This is a genomic window from Hydrocarboniphaga sp. (assembly GCF_028291725.1).
In the GTDB taxonomy this organism is placed as follows: Bacteria; Pseudomonadota; Gammaproteobacteria; order Nevskiales; family Nevskiaceae; genus Hydrocarboniphaga.
The window spans coordinates 42,067-66,776 of sequence record NZ_JAQGNT010000097.1 but is presented as its reverse complement, the minus strand read 5'-3'; the positions used below and the strand labels follow the sequence as shown (position 1 = coordinate 66,776).

General features: G+C 63.2%; 20 protein-coding genes. 14 read left to right on the top strand and 6 right to left on the bottom strand.

What is annotated here, in order from left to right; translation table 11 throughout:
* Window positions 1-186: 186 nt before the first annotated feature.
* The 13 genes from JWQ90_RS25495 (at window position 187) to JWQ90_RS25435 (ending at window position 15,926) form a co-directional block, all read left to right on the top strand.
* Window positions 187-1,176, top strand: a complete 990-nt coding sequence (locus JWQ90_RS25495; RefSeq protein ID WP_299697884.1) for a hypothetical protein — start codon at window positions 187-189, stop codon at window positions 1,174-1,176.
* Window positions 1,177-1,394: 218 nt separating this feature from the next.
* On the top strand, window positions 1,395-2,492 hold the full coding sequence (locus JWQ90_RS25490; RefSeq protein WP_299697883.1) for an amidohydrolase family protein: 1,098 nt from the start codon (window positions 1,395-1,397) through the stop codon (window positions 2,490-2,492).
* Window positions 2,493-2,633: 141 nt separating this feature from the next.
* Window positions 2,634-5,207, top strand: coding sequence for a CoA transferase (locus JWQ90_RS25485; RefSeq protein WP_299697882.1), 2,574 nt, complete (start codon window positions 2,634-2,636; stop codon window positions 5,205-5,207).
* 83 nt (window positions 5,208-5,290) lie between these two features.
* Window positions 5,291-5,728: a Zn-ribbon domain-containing OB-fold protein gene (locus JWQ90_RS25480; RefSeq protein WP_299697881.1), complete on the top strand. Its 438-nt coding sequence runs from the start codon at window positions 5,291-5,293 to the stop codon at window positions 5,726-5,728.
* A complete protein-coding gene (locus JWQ90_RS25475) occupies window positions 5,725-6,909 on the top strand; it encodes a lipid-transfer protein (protein WP_299697880.1) in 1,185 nt (394 codons plus the stop codon). The genes JWQ90_RS25480 and JWQ90_RS25475 overlap by 4 nt, the downstream gene beginning before the upstream one ends.
* Before the next feature lie 110 nt (window positions 6,910-7,019).
* On the top strand, window positions 7,020-7,973 hold the full coding sequence (locus tag JWQ90_RS25470; protein WP_299697879.1) for an alpha/beta fold hydrolase: 954 nt from the start codon (window positions 7,020-7,022) through the stop codon (window positions 7,971-7,973).
* A gap of 28 nt (window positions 7,974-8,001) precedes the next feature.
* Window positions 8,002-8,316 carry a hypothetical protein gene (locus JWQ90_RS25465; RefSeq protein ID WP_299697878.1) on the top strand — a complete coding sequence of 105 codons (315 nt, stop codon included), beginning with the start codon at window positions 8,002-8,004 and terminating at the stop codon, window positions 8,314-8,316.
* A gap of 121 nt (window positions 8,317-8,437) precedes the next feature.
* Window positions 8,438-9,934 (top strand): class I adenylate-forming enzyme family protein, encoded by a 1,497-nt coding sequence (locus JWQ90_RS25460; RefSeq protein ID WP_299697877.1) that lies wholly within the window; start codon window positions 8,438-8,440, stop codon window positions 9,932-9,934.
* A 45-nt stretch (window positions 9,935-9,979) separates the two neighbouring features.
* The gene (locus JWQ90_RS25455) at window positions 9,980-10,441 is read left to right on the top strand and encodes an SRPBCC domain-containing protein (RefSeq protein ID WP_299697876.1); all 462 of its coding nucleotides are present in this window, start codon (window positions 9,980-9,982) and stop codon (window positions 10,439-10,441) included.
* On the top strand, window positions 10,411-11,814 hold the full coding sequence (locus tag JWQ90_RS25450; RefSeq protein ID WP_299697875.1) for a CoA transferase: 1,404 nt from the start codon (window positions 10,411-10,413) through the stop codon (window positions 11,812-11,814). Before JWQ90_RS25455 ends, JWQ90_RS25450 begins: the two co-directional genes overlap by 31 nt.
* Complete coding sequence (locus JWQ90_RS25445) at window positions 11,808-13,220, top strand: amidohydrolase family protein (RefSeq protein WP_299697874.1); 1,413 nt, start codon at window positions 11,808-11,810, stop codon at window positions 13,218-13,220. Before JWQ90_RS25450 ends, JWQ90_RS25445 begins: the two co-directional genes overlap by 7 nt.
* Window positions 13,221-13,389: 169 nt before the next feature.
* Window positions 13,390-14,259 carry an SDR family NAD(P)-dependent oxidoreductase gene (locus tag JWQ90_RS25440; RefSeq protein WP_299697873.1) on the top strand — a complete coding sequence of 290 codons (870 nt, stop codon included), beginning with the start codon at window positions 13,390-13,392 and terminating at the stop codon, window positions 14,257-14,259.
* Window positions 14,260-14,795: 536 nt separating this feature from the next.
* Window positions 14,796-15,926, top strand: a complete 1,131-nt coding sequence (locus JWQ90_RS25435; RefSeq protein WP_299697872.1) for a glycosyltransferase — start codon at window positions 14,796-14,798, stop codon at window positions 15,924-15,926.
* A 39-nt stretch (window positions 15,927-15,965) separates the two neighbouring features.
* Here JWQ90_RS25435 and JWQ90_RS25430 read toward each other — a convergent pair whose 3' ends face one another.
* The 6 genes from JWQ90_RS25430 to JWQ90_RS25405 form a co-directional block, all read right to left on the bottom strand.
* Window positions 15,966-17,351, bottom strand: coding sequence for a hypothetical protein (locus JWQ90_RS25430; protein WP_299697871.1), 1,386 nt, complete (start codon window positions 17,349-17,351; stop codon window positions 15,966-15,968).
* A gap of 112 nt (window positions 17,352-17,463) precedes the next feature.
* Entirely contained in the window at window positions 17,464-19,701 is a 2,238-nt protein-coding gene (locus JWQ90_RS25425) for a glycosyltransferase family 61 protein (RefSeq protein WP_299697870.1), read from the bottom strand.
* A 42-nt stretch (window positions 19,702-19,743) separates the two neighbouring features.
* Window positions 19,744-20,811, bottom strand: a complete 1,068-nt coding sequence (locus tag JWQ90_RS25420) for a hypothetical protein (RefSeq protein WP_299697869.1) — start codon at window positions 20,809-20,811, stop codon at window positions 19,744-19,746.
* Between the two features lie 97 nt (window positions 20,812-20,908).
* A complete protein-coding gene (locus JWQ90_RS25415) occupies window positions 20,909-21,781 on the bottom strand; it encodes a sulfotransferase (RefSeq protein ID WP_299697868.1) in 873 nt (290 codons plus the stop codon).
* 9 nt (window positions 21,782-21,790) lie between these two features.
* Complete coding sequence (locus JWQ90_RS25410) at window positions 21,791-22,792, bottom strand: hypothetical protein (protein ID WP_299697867.1); 1,002 nt, start codon at window positions 22,790-22,792, stop codon at window positions 21,791-21,793.
* Between the two features lie 157 nt (window positions 22,793-22,949).
* Entirely contained in the window at window positions 22,950-23,258 is a 309-nt protein-coding gene (locus JWQ90_RS25405; RefSeq protein WP_299697866.1) for an HU family DNA-binding protein, read from the bottom strand.
* A 536-nt stretch (window positions 23,259-23,794) separates the two neighbouring features.
* Here JWQ90_RS25405 and JWQ90_RS25400 point away from each other — a divergent pair.
* The gene (locus tag JWQ90_RS25400; protein ID WP_299697865.1) at window positions 23,795-24,709 is read left to right on the top strand and encodes a sulfotransferase; all 915 of its coding nucleotides are present in this window, start codon (window positions 23,795-23,797) and stop codon (window positions 24,707-24,709) included.
* The last annotated feature ends 1 nt before the right edge of the window (window position 24,710 follow it).

Genomic DNA, 24,710 nt, shown 5'->3' with positions numbered 1-24,710 from the left:
CGGCGAGAGCGCTTAATGTGCGTATAAGCTGACGAACCGTTCAGGTCTTCGGGGCGCGGCGCTGACCACATCGGGGAACACTGCATGCGCTTAAAGGGCGCTTTTTTATTGTGCGCGTTGGCGCTTTTTGCTTGCGGTGGCGGAAACAACGGGAACGACGATCCCACGGGTAGCGAACCTCCTCCGGTGGTGACGCCAACGGCTTCCTGCCAGCAGCTTTTCAGCCCGGAAGCCGTCACCCAGGGTGAGGATTGCACGCCGCAGGCCGAAACCTACTGCCCGATCCCCGACGCCATGGTGCTCAGCCCCGAGCCGGTGCCCTGCGATGGCGTGACCACGAGCGAGTACAGCATCGCGGTGGGCTCGATCAGCAGCAGCTACCTCGCGATACGCTCGGGCACCAGCACGAGCTACGACGCGATCTATGTCGCGCTGCATTATCTGAATGCCGACAACGCTACCTTCGTCAAGGTCGTCCGCCTGCAGGAGCTGGCCAAGGCGCGCAAGGTACTGGTGATCGTGCCGCAGGCGCCCGGCCTGGTGGAAGGTCTCGGCGGCCGCTGGCCGACCTCGCTGGATGCTTCGAATATCGACGCCTACGTTGCGTTTCTGAGCGGCGTCATCAGCGATGCCAAAACCCGGTTCGGCACCGGCGAGATCCCGGTCTACATGGCGGGGCTTTCCAATGGCGGCACCATGGCGATGGAATTCGGCTGCCGCGCGGCCGATGTGATCTCGTCGATCCTGGTGACGGCCGCGGATCTTGGCGTCGGTCAGCTCAGCTCCTGTGCGCCATCGCGCCCGATCGGGACCGTCCTGGTGCATGGAACCTCGGACCTGCTGACGCCCTACAACGGCGTTCCGATGATCAATGCCTCGGTCCCCGCGATCCACGCCTACTTCGAAACGCTGGACGCGTGCAGCGCCGCTGATTCCAGTGTGACGCTGCCGACCTCGCTGGACGACCTGAATGTCCGCATCGGCTTTTCCGCGCCCTGCGCGCAGAATCGCCGCCACTATCTGGTGACGGTCGACGGCGGCGGCCACAACTGGCCGGGTGGTGCGTCGGACCAGTCCGCGCTCGCCGCAATCGGCCTGCTCGGGCCGCATACGCGCAACTTCGACGCGACGCTGCAAGGCTACGACCTGCTGCGCCAGGCCGCCGGCGACGAATAGGCGTAGGTCGGCAGTTCCTTGCCGACGTGAGGTCCCGGTTGCGCATCGAAGGTACACGTCGGCAAGGGATTGCCGACCTACGACTTTCGAGAACGCTCATCCGTTTGAGGCAGGCAAGGGTTCCGGGCGCCGGGATAAGTTCGACTCATCAGATCGCCCAGGTAAACCCGCGGTTCAGACGGGACCCCGGCGATCGGCATGTCAGTAGGAGAGCCGAGATGAGCGTCGTCGCAAAAGAAAAACTGGTATCTGCGGATTCGCACGTCTACTTCACCAACGAATGGGTGAAGGAGCGTCTTCGCAAGGATTTGCATCCGGTCTGGGACGGCGCGCTGGCCAAGGCCGACGGGTATGCCGCCAAGGTGCTGCGTGGCGGCCAGCCGCAGCTGCATCTTGAAGACTTCGTCGATCCGTCCGCATCACAGGACCCGGGCTACAAGACACCCGCAGGCAAGATCGCGGCTATGGACCGCGATGGCGTGCATGCCGAGGTGATCTTCCCCGAGCTGGGCGGCGCGCGCATCTGCAACCAGGCGCTGATGGGCGGCGATTGGAAGGAAGTCTTCAGCGGCTACAACCAGGGCATGGCCGACTTCGCCAGCCATAATCCGGATCGCCTGCTGTGCGCGTATCAACTGCCGCTGGCCGACGTGGATTTCGCGGTCAAGGAAGTCGAGCGCCTGGCCAAGAACCACAGGGCGCGCTGTGTGCAGATCACGCCGTTCCCGGCGGATTCCGGCCTGCCCGACGTACACGACGCGCGCTACAACAGGCTCTGGGCGACGATCCAGGACGCCGGCCTGACGATCATGAACCACCTCGAGATGAAGACCGAGGGCTGGGATATCTTCCGCCGCGATCCGACGCCGCAGAAAGGCATTTTCACCGCCTTGCCGTGGGCGCCGCTGGCCGAGTCCATGTGCTTCTGGATTCTGACCGGCACGCTCGAGCGCTTCCCGAAACTGCGCGTGATCATGGTCGAGCCGGGCCTGGGCTGGCTGCCGTGGTTCTTCGAAGCGGTGCTCGATCCGCGCATGGGCCTGCACTACGAATTCCCCGGCATGAAGATGAAGCCCAGCGATTATTTCCGCCGCCAGATGGGCGCGACCTTCATGTACGAGCCGGTCGGCCTGAAGTCGTTCTACGAATACTTCGGCGCCGACTGCGCCTACTGGTCCACCGACTTCCCGCATCCGGCGACCTGCTGGCCGAACTCGCAGGCGCAGGTGGTCAGCCAGTGCAAGGAGGCCGGTATCAGCGATGCGGATCGCAAGAAGATCGTCAGCGGAAACGCGCTGAAGGCGTTCGCGCTTTAACGGTTTTTTCCCCTCTCCCGCACACGGGAGAGGGTGGCCCGAAGGGCCGGGTGAGGGGCTGCTCTTGAAGCAACAGCCCCTCACCCTAGCCCTCTCCCGCAAGCGGGAGAGGGGACTCTCTTTTTGATTTTCGGAGTGCACATGACTGGCGTTCTCGCCCAACTCAAAGTCCTCGATCTCAGCTCCGGCGTCGCCGGGCCGATGACCGCGATGCTGCTGGCCGACAACGGCGCCAGTGTCACCAAGATCGAGCCGCCCGGCGGTGATCCGGCGCGCACCCAGCCCGGCCCGCAGCAGCTCGGCTATCACGTCTGGCAGCGCGGCAAGCGCAGCGCGTTTCTGGATCTGCACAACGACGCCGACAACAAGATTCTGCTGGCACTGGCGCAGACTGCCGACATCCTCGTCGAGTCCTTTGCGCCGGGTGAAGCGGCCAGGCTCGGCATCGACTACGCGAGCTTGTCCAAGCTCAATCCGCGCCTGATCGTCTGCTCGATTACCGGCTACGGTCGCGACAACGCGCTCAGCAATCGCCCCGCGGTGGACGCGCTGGTGCAGGCGCGTAGCGGCCTGATGTTCGAGCAGCGCGGCTGGGCCGAGGGCGCGCTGAACCACATGAACGGCGAACCCGATCCATTTCCGGATCTGGAGATTCCGCAGGACTGGGTGCAGGGCGCGCCGCGCCCGGGCCCGCTGTTCGTTGCCTCGCAGTGGCCGAGCCTCGGCGCCTTCTTCAACGCCAGCCTCGGCATCAGCGCCGCGCTGCGTGCACGCGAAATCACCGGCCGCGGCCAGTGGGTCGAGACCTCCTTGCTGCAAGGCGCGATGGCCGGTGCCGCCGGCGTCTGGCAGCGTGCCGAAAAAATCGACGCGCCGGGCTTCGACACCTGGATCCTCGGCAACCGCTCGCCCAAGGGCCACTTCAAAACCAGCGACGGACACTGGCTGCACAACTGGGTGCCGAACCCACGCTTCATCATGCAGGCCGCGGCCGGTGACACGCTCAATGCTTCGCCGGACCTGACGGTGCAGAACGATCCGGATCGTTTCGGCACCGGCCCCGAAGAAATCCTGGTGATGTCGCACTACCAGCCGATTCTCGCCGAGGCGATCGCGAAGTTCCCGGTGAAGGACTGGATCGAAGCCGCCGCGACGGCGGAAATGACGATGCAGCCGGTGCGCAGCATCGAGGAGTCGCTGGCGGATGCGGCGTTTCTGATGGATGGCTGCGTGACCGAAACTCGCGATCCCGAACTGGGCGTGATTCGCACGGTCGGCAATGCTTACAACATGAGCCTCACGCAAGGTAAGCCCGGCGCGCCGCCGGTGAAGCCGGGGGCGAATACGCAGGAGGTCAAGGCCGAAGCATCCCTCTCCCGGCGCTATCGCGCCACCCTCTCCCAGGAGAGGGAAACCGCTTTGGCTTTCCCCTCTCCTGGGAGAGGGTCCCGCAAAGCGGGGGGAGAGGGAGGCCCGCTCGCCGGCATCACCGTCCTCGACCTCGGCCTCGCCATCGCCGGCCCGTTCGGCACGCAGCTGCTCAGCGATCTGGGCGCCACCGTGATCAAGGTCAACGGCCTGTTCGACCTGTTCTGGCATCGCGTGCACATCGCCTACATGGCCAACCGCGGCAAGAAGAGCATCACGCTGAACCTGAAGGACCCGCGCGCGATGAAGGTGCTGCTGGATCTCGTCGCCAAGGCCGACGTCGTCCAGCACAACATGCGCTACGACGCCGCCGAGCGCCTGAAGATCGATTACGAGTCGCTGAAAAAGATCAACCCGAAGCTGATCTACTGCCATACCCGCGGCTTCGAGCGCGGTGTGCGCGCCGGGCTGCCGGGCAACGATCAGACCGGCGCCTGCCTGTCCGGTATCCAGTTTGAAGACGGCGGCATGGGGCGCGGCGAAGGCGGGCGTCCGCTGTGGAGCTTCACCAGCTTCGGCGACACCGGCAACGGTTATCTGTCGGCGACCGCGATCGTACAGGCGCTGTACCACCGCGATCGCAGCGGCGAGGGCCAGTTCGTCGATACCTCGATCATCAACGCCGCGCTGCTCAATACCAGCTACGCGGTGGCGACGCCGGAGGGCAAGGGTTTCGAGCGGCCGCGCATCGATGGCCAGCAGCTTGGCTACTCGGCCGGGCATCGCCTCTATCAAACCAGGGCCGGCTGGCTCTGCGTGGCGCTGAGCAGCGATCAGCACTGGAGCGGGCTGCTGTCGACGCTGGGGCTCGCAGCTGATGCGCGCCAGCAAAGCGACGACGCACTCGCGAAAGCCATCGGCGACAAGCTCATCAGCGACACCGCGGCCAACTGGTTCGGCAAGCTCGATCGTGCCTGCGTTCCGGTGGAAATCGTCGACGAGGAGTTCTCGCGCAAGCTGCATGACAACGCCGAGTTCCGCGAGCGTCGCTGGGTGGTGTCCTACCCGCATCCGGTGGTCGGCAAGCTCGACCAGATCGGCCTGCTGTACTCGCTGTCGGATACGCCCGGCGTGATCCAGGGCCGACCGCTGCTGGTCGGCGAGCACACCCAGGAAATCCTGGCCGGCATGGGCTACAGCGAGGATCAGATCAAGACCATGGAAGAGCAAATGGCGATCGGTTTCGTCGGCATGCCGCGTATGCCACCGCGCCCGGTGCCCGGTGCTGCCGCCGCCGCGCCCAAGCAGGGCATGGCGAGCATGCTCGAGAAAGAAGCGAAGCAGTAGTTGTTTTGGGACCCCTCACCCGGCGCTCCGCGCCACCCTCTCCCGCACGCGGGAGAGGGGAACATCGACACGGATGAACTCGAGTGACCGAAGCTACCGAAGCGCCCGCCACACCCAAGCCGACGCGCATCGCGCCGATCGTTACACTGGATTCCAAATCGTTCTGGGACGCCGCCGATCGCGAGGAATTCGTCGGCCAGAAATGCGGCGACTGCGGCCAGTTCACCTTCCCGCCGCGGCCGATGTGCCCGCATTGCCACAGCCTCGCTCGCGTCGAGGTCAAGCTCTCCGGCTACGGCACGGTGCACTCGTACACGATCCCGCGGCATCCGCATCCCTTCGGCTTCAAGGAGGCGCCGGTGGTCGCGGTGATCCTGCTCGATGAAGGCATCCGCTTCGTCTCCAATGTCGTCGGCGTCACGCCTGAGGACATGAAGTTCGACATGCCGGTGGAAGTGATGTTCGAGCCGACCATGAACCAGCACAAGCTGCCGGTGTTCCGGCCGCGGAGCACCCGATGAGCCGCCCGGGCCGGACATTCACCGAGGCCGCGATCGCCGGCATCGGCGCCACCGAGTTCTCCAAGGAGTCAGGGCGTAGCGAACTGCAGCTGGCCGCCGAATGCTCGCTGGCCGCCTGCGAGGACGCCGGCGTCAATCCCGCGGATATCGACGGCATGATCACGTTCACGATCGACAACAGCGACGAGGTCACGCTCGCGCGCTGCCTCGGCGTCAAGGATCTGGCCTATACCGCGCGCATCCCTGGCGGCGGCGCCGCGGCGGCGGCGACGATCTTCCAGGCGATGGCGCTGGTCAACGCCGGAGTCTGCAAGAACGTGCTGGTGTGGCGCGCGATGAACGAGCGCAGCCAGTACCGTTTCGGCCAGAACCCAGCGCAGGGCCAGATGAGTTACTCCGCCGGCAACGGCACCGGATCGCTGCTGTGGTGCGTGCCTTTCGGTGCGATGACGCCCGCCAGCTGGGGCGCGCTGCAGACCAGCCGCTATATGCACACCTACGGCGTGAGCAACCGCGATCTCGGCTATCTCGCCGTGCAGCAGCGCGCCTATGCGGCGACCAATCCCAAGGCCTGGTTCTACGAAAAACCGATCACGCTCGAGGATCACCAGAACAGCAAGTGGATCCAGGAGCCCTGGCTGCGTCTGCTCGACTGCTGCCAGGAAAGCGACGGCGGCCAGGCGCTGCTGATCACCAGCCTGGAGCGTGCCCGCGACCTGCGGCAGAAGCCGGTGAAAATCAGCGGCGCCTGCCAGTCGATCCCGTACAACGTCGAGGTGATTTCGAACTACTACCACGACGATCTGACGATCATGCCCGAGGCCTGGGGTACCGCGAAGCGGCTGTACGCGCAGACCGGCATGCAGCCGTCCGACATGCAGGCGGCGATGTTGTATGAGGCTTTCAGCCCGCATGCGCTGATGCAGCTCGAAGCCTTCGGCTTTTGCGGCAAGGGCGAGGCGAAAGACTTCATCAAGAGCGGCGAGATCGCGATCGATGGCAGTCTGCCGATCAATACCCATGGCGGCCTGCTTGGCGAGGCCTACATCCACGGCATGAACAGCATGGCCGAAGGTGTGCGCCAGGTGCGGGGCACCTCGGTGAATCAGGTGAAGAAGCGCAAGGTCGAGAACGTGCTGGTGTCGTCGGGCATGGCCGGCGCGATTCTGAGCGCCGTTTGATCCGGCAGGCTGTAGGAGCGGCTCATAGCCGCGATTGTGTCGATGAGGCCCCGATCGCGGCTAAGAGCCGCTCCTACAGGTCGGTCGATGAGGTTTCGTTGAGAACTTCCATGACGCTGCATCTTCCGCTGCAACTCACGCTGCCCAACGAAGGGCCGCTGCAGATCGCGGCAACGCTATTCGAGCCGAGCACCGATACAGCCGAGCCCATCCTGCTCGTCTGCCTGCCCGGCGGCGGCATGAATCGCGGCTACTTCGACCTGATGCCAGACGACGGCGACACCTCTTTCAGCTTCGCGCGGCAGATGAGCAAACGCGGCTTCCATGTACTGACGATGGATCACCTCGGCATCGGCGACAGCACGCGCCCCGCTGATGGTTACTTGCTCGATACCGAACTGCTGGCGCAGGCCAATGACGAAGCGCTGCGGCAAGTCTTGGCCGGGCTGCGCGAAAAGATCCCCCAGCTGCGCAGCATCGGCGTCGGCCACTCGATGGGCGCGATGCTGAGCTTGCTGCAGCAGGCCCGGTACAAGACTCACGCCGCGATCGCGCTGCTCGGTTTCTCGACCCGCGGACTGCCGGACTACACGCCGCCGGCGCAGGCCGGGCTCGCAAAAGACCCTGGCCAGCTGCGTGAGCAATTGCCGGCACTGGCCAGGCGAATGTTCCGCGAGCCGTATCCGAAAGTTCAGCGCGACCCGCAGGCCAAGGGCATCTTCGGCGGCAGCACGGCGGAGCCGCGCGGCATCGCCGCGCTGAAAGCTGCGTCCGATGAGCCCTTGCTGCCGCTGCCGGCTTATCACTCGATGTTGCCCGGCAATGTTGCGCCGGCCGCCGCCCTGATCGATGTGCCGGTGTTCATTGCCGTTGGTGATCGCGACATGGCCGGCCCGCCGCAGCAGATACCGGCCGCGTTTACCGCCAGCCGCGACATCGAATTGCAGGTGCTGCCGGAGACCGGCCATGCGCATTTCCTGTTCGCCGCACGTCATCAGCTGTTCGATCGCTTAGCCGTTTGGACGAGGTCTGTGAGTGCGCCGCGTGGTGAACTAGCGCCCTAAGCACCCATTGACGACGGAGAGCGGCAGCATGGCGATGGTACTCAAGGCGGGAGCCCGCTTCAGAAGCGCGGTTTGCGACGCGCAGGTGATGGTGGTCAAGGCTCCGCCGGGTGAGCACGAGCTGCATTGCGGCGGCGCCGCGATGCTCGGCGGCAGCGCGCCTGCACCTGAGGGCCTGAGCCTGGATTCGGCGCGGGCCGGCGGGACCCTGATCGGCAAGCGCTACGTCAACCAGGACGAGTCGTTGGAGCTGCTGGCAACCAAGGGTGGCAAGGGCACACTGGCGCTCGACGGCATGGCGCTGGACGTGAAACAGGCGAAGCAGCTGCCGTCGTCGGATTGAAAATCTCTTCAATCCTCAACTGTAGGAGCGGCCCATGGCCGCGAGTGAGGCCTCACCGAAACAATCGCGGCCATGGGCCGCTCCTACAGATCCAGTGATCAAGACCCGCTAAAACACACCCATGAACATCGCCACTCTGCTCGACATGTCCGCCGAGGCCTTCGGCGAGCGCATCGCCGTGGTCTCCGGCGATACGCAGTTGAGCTATGCCGAGCTGAAAGCGGCGGCGCTGGCCGCTGCGCTTCGCGTCCAGGCTTCCGGCGCTGTGTATGTCGTGCTGCTCGACGTCAACAGTGCCGCGGCGCCGGTCGCGATCTTCGGCGCCGCGTATGCCGGTGTGCCATATGTGCCGCTGAACTACCGGCTCACCAGGCCCGAGATCAACGAGCTGATTGCACGCGTCGCGCCGGCCCTGCTGATCACCGGCGCCGACTATCGCGGGCTGGTCGATGCGCGCGATGACGTGCAGATCATCGATCGCGAAGCGTTCCTGTCGCTGCACCGGAACGCCGCACCGATCGAGCCCGCGGACGATCCGCGCGCGGTTGCCGTGCAACTGTTCACCAGCGGCACCACCGGCAAGCCCAAGGCCGCGATCCTGCGCCACGAGAACCTGATGAGCTACATCGTCGGCACGGTCGAGTTTGCCGCTGCCGATGAGTCCGACGCGATCGTCGTTACCGTGCCGCCGTATCACATTGCCGGCATCTCGGCGGTGCTCAGCAGCACTTACGCCTGCCGCCGCATGGTGCAGCTCGAAGGATTCGAAGCCGCCGGCTGGCTCGCCGCCTGCCGCGAGCACCGGGTCAGCAACGCCTTCCTGGTGCCGACCATGCTGCAGCGCATCGTCGATCATCTCGATGCGCAGGGCGGCGATGCGCAATTGCCGGCGCTGCGCGCGCTGGCCTACGGCGGCGGCAAGATGCCGCTGGCGACGATCCGGCGTGCGATGTGCCTGCTGCCACAGGTCGACTTCACCAATGCCTACGGCCTGACCGAAACCAGTTCGACGATCGCGGTACTCGGCCCCGACGATCATCGCGCTGCCGCGGCGAGTGATGATCCGCGAGTGCGCCGGCGGCTCGCCTCGGTCGGCAGGCCCGGCGCGGTCGAGATCGAAATCCGCGACGAGGCCGGCAAGGCGCTCGGCAGTGAGGAGGCGGGCCTGGTGTTCGTGCGCGGGCCGCAGGTGTCGGGAGAGTATCTGGCGCTCGGCAGCCAGCTCGATGCGGGCGGCTGGTTTCCGACCAAGGATCGCGGTTATCTCGACGCCGAGGGTTATCTGTTTCTCGACGGCCGCGCCGACGACGTGATCGTGCGCGGCGGCGAGAATATCTCGCCCGGTGAAATCGAAGACGTGCTGTTGAATCACGAAGCAGTTGCCGACGTCGCCGTGGTCGCGTTGCCGGACGATCAATGGGGTGAGGCGGTGGCCGCCGCGGTGGTGCTGAAGGACGGCGCGTCCGCCAGCGTGCTCGAGCTGCAGGAGCTGGTGAGGTCCAGGCTGCGCTCCTCGCGGGTGCCGCAGCACATCGTGTTCAAGGACCAGTTGCCGTACAACGAACTTGGCAAGATATTGCGCCGCGTAATCCGACAGGAGTTTGCCGATGCGGTGTAGCCCCGAGAAAAGCGCCGGGTGGCTCATGACCCGCGGTCGTGCCCCATGAGCTTCATCATCGACAAAACCATCGAGATCAAGGCGCCGGCCAGCATCGTCTGGGAAGTGATCACCGACCTCGCCGCGTATCCGCAGTGGAATCCGTTCTGCGTGGCCTGCAGCTCGACGCTGAAGCCGGGTGATCCGATCGACCTGACGGTCAAGCTGTTCGCAAGGCCGCAGAAGCAGCGCGAATGGATCAAGCAGCATGTGCCCGGCAAGCGGCTCGGGTACAGCATGAAACCGGTTCCGCTAGGCGCCTTGTCCAGCCACCGCTCGCACGAAGTGAAATCGATCGGCAACGATCGCACACGCTATGCTTCGCGCTTCGAACTGCGCGGCTGGATGGTGCCGCTGGTGCGCGGCCTGATGGGTGCCAAGCTGGAGGCGGGTTTTGCCGGGATGACGGACGGGATTCGACTACGCGCGGAGAGCCTGTGGGCGCGGCGCAGCAGCCGGGCGGCCTGATCGCCGCCGCGGAGGAAACCGCCCGGCGCTACGCCGAGCAGTGCTTGCGCGCACACGGCCTGCCGCGCGCGCCGCGGCCGATCGACCTGGCTGCCGAACATCCGGCCGCGGCGGCCGCGCGCTGCGGTCTGATGATGCTGACCGGAGATGCCGGCGGCGAACCCGAACTCTGCCCGGCGCCGATCGCCGCCTGCGCTGACGGTGTGCTCGCAGCCCTTGAGGCCATCGCGCCTGCCGGTGTCCTGAATGGCCTGCGCGGATCGCAGCTGCTGACCGAGCGCGCCGCGATCACCGGTGCGTTACGCAACGGCGCGATCTCTCCGAATGGCAGCTGCCGCCTGCTTCAAACCTGCGACGGCATGATCGCGCTGAACCTGCCGCGTGAGGACGACTGGAGCCTGCTGCCGGCCTGGCTCGAGGATCGGGTCGAGCCGGTCTGGGACGCGGTCTCCATCCGCGTCGCGGCGCGGCGAGTCGAGACGCTGGTGGAGCGGGGCAGGTTGCTAGGGCTGGCGGTGGCGGATGCGTCTTTGAGATCCGGGACCGGCCCGCTCCTTCCCCAGCTCTCGCCCGCAAGCGGAGGGGGGAGAGGTTCCTGGCTAGGGCAAGCACAGAAAAGGCCACTCGTCGTCGACCTGTCGTCGCTGTGGGCCGGCCCGCTGTGCACGCATCTGCTGCAGCTTTGCGGTGCCGAGGTGATCAAGGTCGAGAGCCTGCACCGGCCCGACGGCGCGCGCGACGGGTCGGCCGTGTTGTTCGACCTGATGCATGCCGGCAAGCGCAGCGTGGCACTTGATTTCAAGACCGACGCAGGCCGCGCGCAGTTGCGGGCGCTGCTGCAGCGCGCCGACATCGTCGTCGAGGCTTCGCGGCCGCGCGCGCTACGGCAACTCGGCATCGATGCCCCGGCGTTGCTCGCCGCCCGTCCGCAGCAAACCTGGATCAGCCTGACCGGATACGGCCGCACTGAGCCGCAGGCGCAGTGGATCGCCTACGGCGACGACGCGGGGGCCGCTGCCGGCCTGTCTTCGATGCTGCACGCCGCAACCGGCCGCTGGCTGATCTGCGGCGACGCGATCGCCGATCCGCTGGCGGGCCTGCACGCCGCGCTGGCCGCGTGGGCGGGCTGGCTGGGCGGCGGCGGCGGGCTGGTCGAGTTGCCGCTGGCGGACGTGGTGCACCACTGCGCCGGCTTTGAGCTGCGGCACACGCCGCACGAGCGCTGGCGTGCATGGATGCAGCACTTGAGCGCATCGCATCAGCCGGTGCTCGCGCCGAGGTCGCGTATACCGCAGGCGCACGCTGCTGCGCTGGGTGCCGACACCGCTGCGGTTTTGAGCGCACTGCAGATCGAGCCGGCCCCGGCATGCTGATCCGCAACGCCGAGATCGGCATCGCGCGCGCGCGGCTCGTCGATCTGCGGATTGCGGACGGGCGCATTGCCGCGATCGCCGCGCATCTGCAGCCACGGCCCGGCGAGACCGTGATCGATGCAGGCGGCGCTGCGCTGCTGCCGTCGCTGCACGATCATCATCTGCATCTTCAGTCGTTCGCAGCGGCGCAGGACTCACTGGCCTGCGGTCCGCCGCAGCTGCGCGACGCAGAGTCCCTGCAGCAGGCGCTGCATCGGCGCCACGCCGAGCTTGGAGCCGGCGAGTGGCTGCGCGGCGTCGGCTATCACGAGTCGGTGGCCGGCGATATCGACCGCGACTGGCTGGATCGCTGCGGCCCGGCGCGGCCGCTGCGCATTCAGCATCGCAGCGGCCGCCTGTGGATCATGAACTCTCCGGCATTGACCGCGCTGGGCGTGGATAACGGCGGCGATGTTCCGCTGGAGCGCGATGCGCGCGGCCGCTATACCGGGCGCCTGTACGACGCCGACGACTGGCTGCGCGCGCGCCGTCCGCGCACCCAGCCGAGCCTGTGGGCGATCAGCCGCCGGCTTGCGGCGCATGGCGTCACCGGGGTCACCGACACGACGCCCGACAACGGGCCGGAGACGCTGCAGCGATTCGAGTCGGCAATCGCGGAAGGCGGGCTGCTGCAGGACGTGCTGATGATGGGCGATGCACGCTTGGATCAACACATCGGCGGATCGGGCGCGGTGCGCCGCGGTGCACACAAGTTCCACCTGCACGACGCCGATCTGCCCGATTTCGACGCGCTCTGCGCGGCCATCCGCCGCAGCCATGTCGCCGGCCGCGGCACCGCCTTCCATTGCGTCTCGCGTACCGATCTGACTTTTGCTCTTGCTGCGCTCACCGAGGCGGGCGTTACGCCCAGTGATCGCATCGAACACGCCGGCGTGACGCCGCCGGACCTGCTCGGATGGATGCGCGAGCTGGGCGTCGCGGTGGTCAGCCAGCCGGGCTTCATCGCGGAACGCGGCGATGCCTACCTTACGGATGTCGATGTCGACGAGCGGATCTGGCTGTATCGCCTGCGCGCGTTTCTCGATGCCGGCGTGACACTCGCCGGCAGTACCGATGCGCCTTTCGGCGATGCCAATCCCTGGAAGGCCATGCAGGCCGCGGTGACGCGCCGCACCGAGCGCGGCGTCGTGCTCGGTGCGGAAGAATGCCTGTCGCCCGAGCAGGCCCTAGATCTGTTTCTGATGCCGGCGGATTTGTCGGAGCGCGTTGTCAGGCGCGTGCAAGCCGGTGCGGCGGCGGACCTATGCTTGCTGGACCGGCCCTGGCGCCAGGCGCGTGAATCGCTGCATACGGTGATGCCGCGGATGACGTTCAAGCGCGGCCTGCTGATCGCCGGCCTGGGATAGCAGATCCTTCGATCGCCTCACCACCGGTGCGCAATATTCCCAATATTCCTGTAGGAGCGGACCTTGTCCGCAATTGCGAGCCTGCAGCAACGATCGCCGCCCGAACCTCAGGCGCAGCCTACGCGCATCGGACGAAGCCGCAGCCAGCCGCATCGGAAAAACTCGTCGCATGAACAAAACCGCCTTCCTCACCGGCGCCAACATCGGCCAGTCCAACCTGCTGACCAAGCAACTCGCCGCCCGCGGCTGGCAGGTGTTCGCCGGCGTTTTGCCGGGCGCGCCGACCGACCTGGTCAGCGGGCCGAACATCACCGTCGTCGACCAGGACGTCTCCAGCACCGAGTCGGTGAACGCCAGCGCCGAGATCGTGCGCGAGGCGCTAGCCGGCCGCGGGCTGGACCTGCTGATGAACATCGCCGGCGTCGCCAATATCGCGGTGGGCGTGATCGAAGGCGCAGATCTCAAGCAGATGGAGCGGCTGTTCCAGATCAACCTGTTTGGCCAGGTGCGGGTGGTGCAGGCGTTCCTGCCGATGCTGCGCCAGCACGCGCCGGGCTCGCGCATCGCCAACTACAGCTCGGGCGCGATCCTGTCCAACCCGGTGTCGGCGGGTGCGTACAACATGACCAAGTACGCGATCCACGGGCTGACGATGACGCTGCGCCACGAGCTGGCGCCTTTCGGCATGCAGGTGACGTCGATCGTCCCGGGCGGTGTCTTGACCGCGATGTCCGCCAACGCGCATGCGAACACCCATGTGACCTGGAACCAGCAGCCGGAGGCGATCCGCAAGGTCTATGACCCGGTGCTGTCGCGCACCGTGCTCAAGGTGCTGCCAGACTTCCTGGAAGCCAAGGGCAGCACGCCGGAGGCCGCGGTGGAGCAGACGCTGAAGATCCTGGATCTGAAGCGTTGGCAGCCGATGCACTACGTTGGCAATGACGTCAAGCCGATGGGCCTGATGAAACGGCTGCTGTCCGAGGGGCAGCTCGAAAAGATCATGCGCAGGACTTTTCAGATCCCGCAGTACAAGGCCTGATTCCGGGCCCTGATTCTGGAAGGCGGGGCCGGTACTGGCCGCATCGGCATGTCTGCAGAAGTCCGATGCTGATAACCGTTTGCGCAGATTCCGGTGTCAGTAGTGCAGGTTTCTCGTATAAACCAGGCCTTTTCTGCCGCGACAGCTGCTCCGCAGGCCTGCGGCCGCCGGTAATAAATAGTTCTCGATTGCCCTTATAAGATAAGGGCTTGCGCCGCTTTGCCGGTTACGCAATGGGTCAGGGACTTTGACTAAGTTGTGTATCGGTTCGTGTTGAAAAAAATTCCAGCGGCAGAGCGATTTCCGGTGATTTCCGGAATAACGGCGGCGTATACTCGACCGAAGGTAGATCGAACCCGCCTAATGAAAGAATTTAAGGGTCTGAATGGCGCAGTCAATGCCATCGGGTCGATTCGGGGGAGAAAGCTCGGCAAGTCCGGAGGGTCCGGTCAGCCGATCCGCCGGGGATAAGCGCAGGGTCTGAAGGCTGTTGCAGGGTTACGGTCACCGAGTCGGTGGCCACAGGGAGCAGGGCGATGGGGCTGATCGGGATCGCGATTGTGGCGCTGCTGAGTAGTGCGTCGATCGGCTACCTGACGATCCGTCTGGCGCTCCGCTATAAGCTCGGCATCGACCAGTGCGAGGCCTCGCACAAAACCCATTTGCACATCGTGCCGCGGCTCGGCGCGATCCCGGTGGCCGGCGGGCTGGTCATCGCGCTGCGGGCCTTCACGCTGGACGGCGACGAATTCGATCTCGATGCGCTGTTCCTCGCGGTGACCCTGTTGCCGGCCCTGTGCATCGGCCTGCTGGAAGACTTCTTCCAGAATCTGGGCACCCTGGTTCGCCTGTTCACCACGATGCTGTCCGCCGCCCTCGGCTGGTGGCTGCTCGGTGCCAAGCTGACGTTCCTGGACATCGGCTTCCTCGATCCGATCCTGGCGACCTATGCGCTGGCCGGCTTCGGCGTGACCCTGTTCGCAGCCTCGGGCGTATCCCATGCGATCAACATCGTCGACGGCTGCAACGGCCTGAGCAGCTTCGTCAGCATGGTGATCCTGGCGGCGATCGCGGCTGTCGCGAACGTGGTCGGCGACACCTTCATCTTCTCGGTGTCGATTTTGAGCGCGGCGGCGGTGCTCGGATTCTTCGTCTGGAACTTCCCCTTCGGCCGGCTGTTTCTCGGCGATGGCGGCGCGTATTTCACCGGCCTGCTGGTGGCCGAGCTGTCGATCATGCTGGTGTGCCGCAACCCCGGTGTATCGCCCTGGTTCCCGATGCTGCTCGCGGTCTATCCGATCTGGGAGACGCTGTACTCGGCATTCCGGCGCATGTTCGTCAGAGGGCGTTCGCCCGGTTCGCCGGACCGGTTGCACATGCACAGCTTGGTGTATCACCGGCTGATCAAGAGCGCGGCCAATCGAAACAACCCAAGGCTTCAGTCGCTGCAGAGTTCCGTCGCGGCGATGTACATGTGGGCGTTTGCGCTGGTTGCAGCGGTACCGGCTTTGTTGTTCTGGGATCGCCCCGACTTGCTCAAGTTGATGTGCGGCGTGTTCGCGGTGGTCTATCTGGTGTTGTACCGGAACCTGGTGCACTTCCGGTCGCGCAGGTTGCTGCTGCTGCGTGGCCGTATCGCGCCCGTGCTGGCGAATACTCCCGGCTGAGCGTTTTCCGGTTTGCGTTGCCTACACGGCCGGCACTCCCTACTCTGCTTGCACGGAGCTCAATCGGAACTGAGCCAACTCCGGTAGAGCGCTGATCGCGATGATCGACAGCGAGTTGACGCCAGCCTTGAGTTCTACCGTACGCGGCAATGTCCAGGAAAACTTTTCTGCGGGCAGGTCTTCGGTTGCCGCCCTCTGGGTGAACCATTCGCTGCCACCGACGATCTTGCCGTTGAACAGTACGAGCGCGTCGACCTCCGCCTGCGCGCGGTAGAGCAGTTTCAGCGAGCGTAGAGCGTCCAAATCGGCATCGATCCGGTATCGCGCGAAGCATCGGCTGTTGACCTTCCTGTGATGAATCCAGGTGGCGGTCAATGTGCTCTTGGTGCGTGTCCCGTAGTGATCGTAGTAGTGCTTTGCCTTGATCTTGGTTTCGCCGGATTTGACGACATGAATCCGTAGTTTTCCCCCGCCGACAGCGGCGCCGACCGGACGCGGTCTCAAATCTTCCGCAAAGTGTGGCTCACCGACTTCGTAGCCCTGACCGGCTTGCGCGATTCGCTCCAGCCCTCCTTGATCGGCGCTGATCGCGGCATAGCTCAGCCAGCGGCTTGGCAGCGTATGCCAGAACTCGGGGCATATGACCCAGGCGTTGCCGACCAGGCCGGCTACATGACTGAAAGCTGATTTGGTGCAGATCAGCACGTCGGAACGTGCGAGTTGCAGAAAAGTCCATTGGGCGTCGTGATCCAGATAAAGTCCGGCCCCGCGCTTCAACTCCTCCGCAAAATCGGCTTCCTTGCCCTCCGAGTACAAGGACACCCGATATCGACGGCCAGCGGCGTCCAGGACCTGCTTGACCGTGCTGAGCATGGCCAGGACTTCGGCATCCGTGACGATGCGGTATTCGATGTTGCGCGTGACCAGGTCGCCGCGCCTGATGTGCACCGCGATATCGACGATGCCGGCCGGTCCTGCGGCCGCGGGTTTGTTCAGATATAGATGAAGCGGCTGGGTGAGGTAGTAGTAGTGATCGGCGAGCAGATCAGCGAAAAAATGCGCGGAATGCAGCTTGAACAGGATGGGTCTGGTCGATACCGGGTCGAGTTCCGGCATCAGCACAGCTTTCTTGTGCAGCTTTACGACTTCGCACTGCGCTTCGATCGCTGCCGCCTCGATGTGGCCCTTGCCTAGTTCAAACAACTGCTCCCAACGCTGCTCCCATTTTCCGCCGCCGCCGCCCGCATCCTGATGATCCAGCTTCTTGAAAGGCGAATGGGCGTAGGTAACGCCCAAGGCTCTGCTCAACAATTGCACGCTGAGATGCGCCAGAATCTGAGCTCCGGCGCCGTCCTTGCGATCTGCGCAGGTAAAAAACACCGTCCTTCGTCTGGATAGCCGGTAGATCTCGTTGACCAGCTGCATCGTTTGCGCGTTGTATCGCATTCCACGGTCCTTCAGTTTGGTTGCGCGCGTTCGTCTCGTGCATCCTTGATCGCGGGAGCGACGGGTCCGCGCAAGACCGACAACCGAGCGCTCAACCCGACATCACATCCCGGATCAGGGACAGGGTCGCCGGGATATCGAGAACGATATCGGCATTGTTCGCGTTCTTGACGGACTGTTTGTTCATCACGGCTTCGCCGACGACGAAAAAGTACTTGAAGTCGCGGTGGCTGCAGATTCGCAGGAACGCCGAACCGTGGACACCGCCCTCGGGGAATATCTCGACCAGGCGGGTGCCCGGCTCGGAAAACAGCAGATTGGTCAGCCCAGCGCCGTGCGCCGACACAATGATGCGGGCACTTCTGAACAATGATATCTGTGCCGACAGCGGTAGCTTGGCCGGCATCACGATATTGAAGCCCAGCTTCCGGAGTCCCGGCAATAACTCCTCTTCGTTGAGGATGCGGCGCATGCCCGAATCGTTACGGGAAATGTAGAGCAGTCCGCTGTTCCCGACGCTATCCGGAGTTCCGAGATCCGGCAGCAGGTCTTTTAAGAATTGCGCATAGTCGTTGACCAGCGCGCCAAGATGCTGGCCGCCGCCAAACGTAATGCCCGGTGAATTCGCCGACGACGACGCCAGCAGCGGCGTTGCGCTGTCGATGCTCTGCCAGGGGCAATTGAGGCGCGGCAGCAACAGGTCCAGGGTCTGCTTGTGGAATTGCGAACTGGGTATCGGGGTCAATAGTTTGACCTTGCCCCGGGCATAGTCCTCGCCCAGCAGGCTCGACCTGGAAGCAATGAAGATTTTCGAGACGCTATCCAGCCACCATCGGCAGTAGTTTTCTTTGCGCTGGGTTGCGAGCGGCAGCACGATGGCGTCGCTCGAATCGTCCCCGCCATAAAGGGTCTGGCCTTCCCGCTCACTGGAATAGGTTTCTATCAAGCGCTCGATGACGACCGATTCCCTGACGGGATTTCCCTGTCGGGTGAGGGTCACACCGGCCTGTGAATCGGTGAGTCCATCGAGCAGCTTGATGGCAAGAACCGGACCCGTAACGAATTCAGTTTCGATCGGATAATGACTGGGGAAAGAGCCGAGAATATGCTGGTGTCGCTTGACGCCCCGCTCCTCGAGCACTTCACAGGCCATGCCATCTTCGATCTGATGGATGCCCTTGCTCATATGCGGAGCGCGGTACAGGGAGATGGGCTTGGCCATCGTCGCGTATGCGATCAAAGCGGGCGGATCGGGCTGAGTGCTGAGCTGCAGTGGCGCTTCAGTGTTGTCGGTCGTGCTGGGTTCGGCCGGCTGTTTCAAGGCCTCCTTGGCTGCGAGTTGCTGCGCGTCGCGGTATCGGACCAGCAGCTCGATCGAAGCTGCATTGACCAGCTCCTCGGGACGGAACGGCTCGTAGCTCTGCGGCGGGCCGGAGCCAAACAGAGCTTCGGTGCTGGTGGGCGACAGCAGACGCGCCAACGCCCTGTTCGCTTCTTGATAAAGCGCCGCCACGCCATCGAGTACCGAAGCTTTTGCCAGGCGATACAGCTTGCGGTCGCTGGCGATACCGTATTCGGCCGCCACTTTCAGCAACAGCTCGCCGTCGAGTGCCGCGGTATCGGCCTGACTGTTCAAGATTCTCGCCAGCTCCAGATCGATAACACCCGGCGAGGAATTGATGCGGGTTCCCGGAGACTGCCAGCCATCCAGAGGCAGATTCAATGCGGCAAGAAAATCCGGGCAGATGTCTTCATTGGGGAATCGAGCGGGTTCATACGGGCGCAGGACCAAGCGTTCGCTACCGACAGCCTGCGCGAGCATGCTATAGATCGCCAGATAATCGAGAGCCGCCGCGCTCCTCGATTTTTGTATGAAGCGTGCCGCGGCGGCCGACATATTGTGATGCAGTACACGCTGCGCATACGCAGACAACAGCCAACTGCGCTGTTCGCGGATGTAGCCGATCAGTATCAGGCGGCGACCTGCGGTAGCCGTGGCTTGCTGGAGTGCCTGCCAACGGGGCGCTTCGGTCAAGGTCGGCCAAGCGTTCCATATAAGGAAGTTTTTCGCAGGCGGAGCCGACAGCAGCTCACTGACGGCATCCAAATGGGCGCTGGTCTTGGCGGGGCTACCGCGCAGGGCCCGGTCGATATGAGTCGCAATCTGTCGAGTGTCTTCGCTCGCAGGCAGCGAAGGATCGTCGACGAACCATCTCAGCTCACGCAGCGCGCTGCGGTTGTCCAGGCAGAATCGCCGCAATGCACCGGTGCCGGTTCTAGGCATGCCCAGATGCACGACCAAGCATTTATCGGTTGTATTGGTGATCAATTGCATCTCTGTCGACTGCCGGCGCATTCCGCTGAGCGGGCACTATTCTGTATCGGCCGGATCAATCTCTGAAGTGGCATCGAGCTTCATCGGCGGCATTGCGCGCTGTGAGTGTGCCCAGAGCTTCGCACTGATCTCGATGGCCTGGTCGAGGCTCAGGCTGGGAGCGCTCTCGGCTTCGTCCTCCGGCTTGTCGCGGAACAGCACGCCGTCTTCGCGGCCCAGGTAGTCCCTGGCAATCTCCGCATTGCTTTTTTCGAAGCGCGACAGGAACTGGATTGCGCTGGTGCTCGCCATGCGCAGGCGCGGACCGGTGGATAGGGTTTCGATCGCCGCGACCAATTGGCGGCGCACCGGGTTGACCGCATCGTCGATATAGCGTGGAAACCAGGGATTCATCTTGCGCAGGAATTCGGAGGTCTGGGCGTCCAGGCTCTGATTCTGGGTTTCCGGAATCTCCAAGCCGCCGAGGTCGGTGAGTCCGAGTATCGACACGAAATCGAACATCAGATCCTGTTTGATCATCTGCCCGCGTTCGAAAGGCCTGACGAGAATATTCTCCTTGCCGAACTCAGTGGCCCAGGGCAGCAGGAAGCGCCGATAGTCGTACAGCCGCATCTTGGCGTCGCCAGACAAATCCGACCAGTGGGTCAGCCGCCCGGCCTTGATCTGCTGCGAATAGCTGCTGAGGTAGAACAGATCCTGGCGTCGAAAGTAGATGATGATCTTGATCGCGTCAGTGCAGAACGGGCGCAACAGATGGTGCAGCCGGGCGACTTCCTCGGGCTGGCGAAGCTGCGACATGTTCTCGCCGCTCATCACCACGGTGCTGCCTGCGGGCCAGCTCCTGGCTTCGCTGGCAAATTTCTTTTCGAACTTCGCCCGGAACCGGAGGATACGCTCCGGTGACAGCAGCCCCATCATCCGCCGGGTGTGGTCGGTCTCGGATTCGTCCAGTGCGTAGGCGGTCAGCTTGCGGTGATTCTGGCCACCCGCAGCTTTCGGCACGATGACACCGCGCTCCGCGAGCTTTTCACGGTTCCGATCGAGAAATGCCTGGATCGTCGTCGTTCCGGTCTTGGGCATTCCGATGTGGAGAAACAAGGTCATCGTGTTGTCCGGATCAACTGCGTGGTTAGTGTGGGCCAGGGAGATCGCCGGCGCCCGACTGCAGCTGCTCCGTCATGCCCGCGATCACTCGAGTTTTTCAGCTGCCGGGCGAGGCCAGCTTCACGGTTGCATGCCAGGACGCGGGGACGGACTTGCCGAACTTCTCGAAGACGAAATCGTAGATGTGCCGGAAAGTGCCATATGCAGCGGTTAGCTTGTCAGCAGCCAGCGGAATCTTGGCGCCCGGATTGACGATCTGGTCGAACTTGGCTGGCAAGGGAGTCACGCCGATGAACGAAGTGATCTGGGCCGCCGTTTCGTCGGTGAACAGATTCTCGTAGAACACGTACTTGATCTGCTCGGGCTTGGCGACTTTTTCGAGTTCTTCGATGGTCCGCTTATAGTCCGAGCGGAAGAAGTAATCCTTGTCTTCGAGCAGATCCATAAAACGGCGATCGGGATCGAAGTTTTTCATCTTGCGCACCCCCATTCTGAGCGCCGACCAGTAGCGCTCGATCGGGTCGCGCATCAGGAAGATGAAGCGAACGCGCGGATGCATTTTCAGTATGGATTGATAACCCGATGCATCCAGCAGGGAATAGCCCGGCGTGATGTCGCAAAACACCGACTCCTCTTTCACCCGGTCATGGAAGAACCTCATGTAGGGGTACTTGGGATCGGCCTGCATCTGCAAGCGGTCGATCACCGCCAGCAATTTATCCATTGCCTTGACATTCACCCGGCTACCGTTCAGCTCCAGGCCGGCGCTGACCTCCTTGGCCAGGCGGATCATCCGTTTGCCGACATCGACTCGGGACGGAGTCGGACATACCGCGTCGAAGTAGTGCAACTCTTTCAGCCTGGAGACATAGACGTCGGGATGTTCCCCCAGGTATCGCGCCAGCCAGGTCGTGCCGGCCTTCTGCGCGCCGACTCCAACCAGGAAAAGTTTGCTGTCGAAGTCGCTCATCGGTTTGGCTCAGCCGCCCTTGCCGGCATCCGTCTGCGCGCTGCGCTTGGCTTTTCTGCGCTGGCGCTGCGCCTTGCGCTCCTCTCGCTGCGCATCTGCGGCCTGCTTGCTGACGGTCGCGAGTCCTTCGGTGGCTTCGATCTCTTCCTCGATCTTCGCAGAGGCTTTGTCTTGCTTGCCTCCAGCGTTGCCCGCCGTTTTGCGCGTACGGTGCTTGTCGCCTACGCGAGTAAACTGAGCCATCGCGTATTCGCTGCCGATTTTCGGATCGAGATGCTTGTTGGCATTCGGCTGCTGCTCCGCATCGAAGCCCAGCAGGTTATAGTCCTCTGCCACTTCCTTGACGAAGTAGTCGATGTCCTCGGCAAGGAACCAGTCTTTCCAGCTACCCGAGGATTTGGTCCGGACGATGTGAGTGTGCCGGTCGCCGACCTCGAAATCCGGATCGACTTCAAAGCCGAGGTAGCCGTTCAATTGATCGAAACGCCCCTCGACGAAATCTTCGTAGGACAGCATGAAATACTGGTCGCCGGACTGCCGCTTCATCTTGGCGGGCAGCAGCGCGTTGTTGCGAACGCTGGCCAGCAAGTTTTCGCGATTGGTGATCACGCCCACTTCGCGGATGATCTGGGCGACGCTCAGCGATTCCGGCTCCCGTTCCTTGCGCTGCAACAGGGCGATCACCTGGTCGATCTTGTCGCGCTCCGACGGCTCGATCAGCCGCGTCAGCATGAACACCAGGCGGCTGATCACGTTGTCGCGCGGGTCACGATAGATGATGATCTTCTTATCGAAAGCCTGCGACAGATCCATGCCCTTGCGGATGAACAGACCGAGCAGCACTTTGATCAATGGAACCCGGTCACTGCCAGATGCCAGATATTCTTCTATCCTTTGCGTCGTGGTCGGCTCGAACAACCCCTTGACGGCCGTGCCGTGCCGTTTGTTCAGCGTGTTCTGGATGGCATAGAACAGCGCCGTGGTGCCGCTTTTGGCGGCGCCGAGAATCATGATGCCCTTGGGCAGAGGCGCCGAAGGGGTGCCGGTCGCCGTTTGATTCACAGTCACTCTGATCTCTTTGGTGGGAATCGATGCATCGCAGCGGTATCAGCCAGACGGCCGGACCAGGCGAAACCGCTTGCGCAGTGGGGTGAACGGCGAGGAGATCTTAAACCTGAGCGGCCTTTTTCTCTTTCTTGACTTTGCCGGTTTTTTTGTTGGCCTCGCTCTTGAACGGCTTGAAGGCGATGAAGCTGCCAGCTTCGATTTCCCGCTTCTCCCCGGTCTTGGCGATGATTTTTTCGCCGGCACTCCGTGATTTCAGTATGAACGTGCCCATGCTTGGAATTTGTACCTTTGCGCCCTGCTCGACTGCCGTTTTGATCTCGCTAAATATACTGCCAAGGGCTTTCTTGAGTTCATCCGGCTTCGCGCCTGAAGAGGCGGCGGCCTTATTGATGATGTCATCGAGTTTCATGCGAATCTCCTAGAGTCCGAAGACGGATAAGTAAGCAATGGCACCACAGTCATCGGCCGGTCGGTAACGACGAGCCGGAAAATTGGGTGGCCCTTCTGATAAAAGCGTTGATCGCTGCCGCTAGGGCGCCGATCGCCTGAGCCCATGCCTAAGAGCATTGATAAGGGGCCAACGGATATTGTCACGCGGCCCGTTAACGGGCAAGGATCGGGGACTAACCAGCTTGTGCGGCGGCAGTCGATACCCTGCTGATCTGGACCGCTGGCGCGTTCGCGTCACCATCGGGCCGATCGCTTCCGAGGATGTCTGAGCCGGATTGCCAGCACGGCAAGAAGTAGGAGCCTAGTTGCAATGCAGGGATCTAGCTCCGGCGGAGACGGCGGCGGGCCTCTCGGCTTGTAGAAACACGATGATCTGATGCAATTGTGCGGCCGGAAAGTAGGTTTGACATCCAGAATGCCGCTCAACTAGAGTCCCGCATCATGGGCCACGGCTTGGTCGCAGCCGTTTTGGTCCTCTATAAGTCAGGAGCTTGAGTGCAGACCGCAATGACGAGACCGCGCCCAGATTTTATTGGTATTGGGCTACAGAAGGCAGGTACTCGCTGGCTTTACAACCAACTACAGGAGCACCCGGATTTTTGGATGCCGCCTATCAAGGAGCTGCATTTTTTTGACCGGGCGTTTCCGCATTCGTCCATGGTGGCCAAGATCCGGAAGGACGCCAAGAAGGCACGGGGAATGGTCAACAACGCCGGGACGATCGTCAAATCGACGAGGGCTGCCAAGATCAGCAGCTGGTCCCAGGAGTCCAAGCGCTTTGGCCGACTGTTGCAAAGTTTGACGATCTCCAGGGAACCCGATTTCGCGGTCTACTCGTCGCTTTTTTCGTTCGCCGGGCAAAAAATTACGGGTGACATCACCCCGGCATATAGCGAACTCGAGCCTTCTGTCGTCAACGCGATTGCAGCGCATCTGCCCGATGTCAAGATCATATTAATGCTCAGGGATCCGATCAGCCGGCTATGGTCGAACCTCAATGACGCTGTTGGCAATGGTCGGCTTGCCGTCACCGTAGTTAGTGAGCTTGCCGAACTCAAGCAGACTTTGAGATCTGGCTTTGCCGGCAGTTTGCTGTATCCCTCGGAAATCCATCGGCGATGGGCCGAACATATTCCAGCGCATCGGTTTCGATGGTTTTTCCTCGATGACGTCATCGCTGATCCACAGGCGACACGCGCCGCCATCCTGCGTTACCTGGGAGGAAATCCAGACGAGAGTAGTGGTGCACTTGCGTTGTCGCACAATTCCAAAGACGGGCGTCCGCGGGCCAAGCTCGAAGGGGACCTCCTGAAGTGTCTGATCGCGGAGTTCGAAGCCGAGCTACGCGCATGCGCCGAAATCTTCGGAGGCGCGGCTCTGGGATGGCTTCAGAAGTATGGTTTGAAATAAG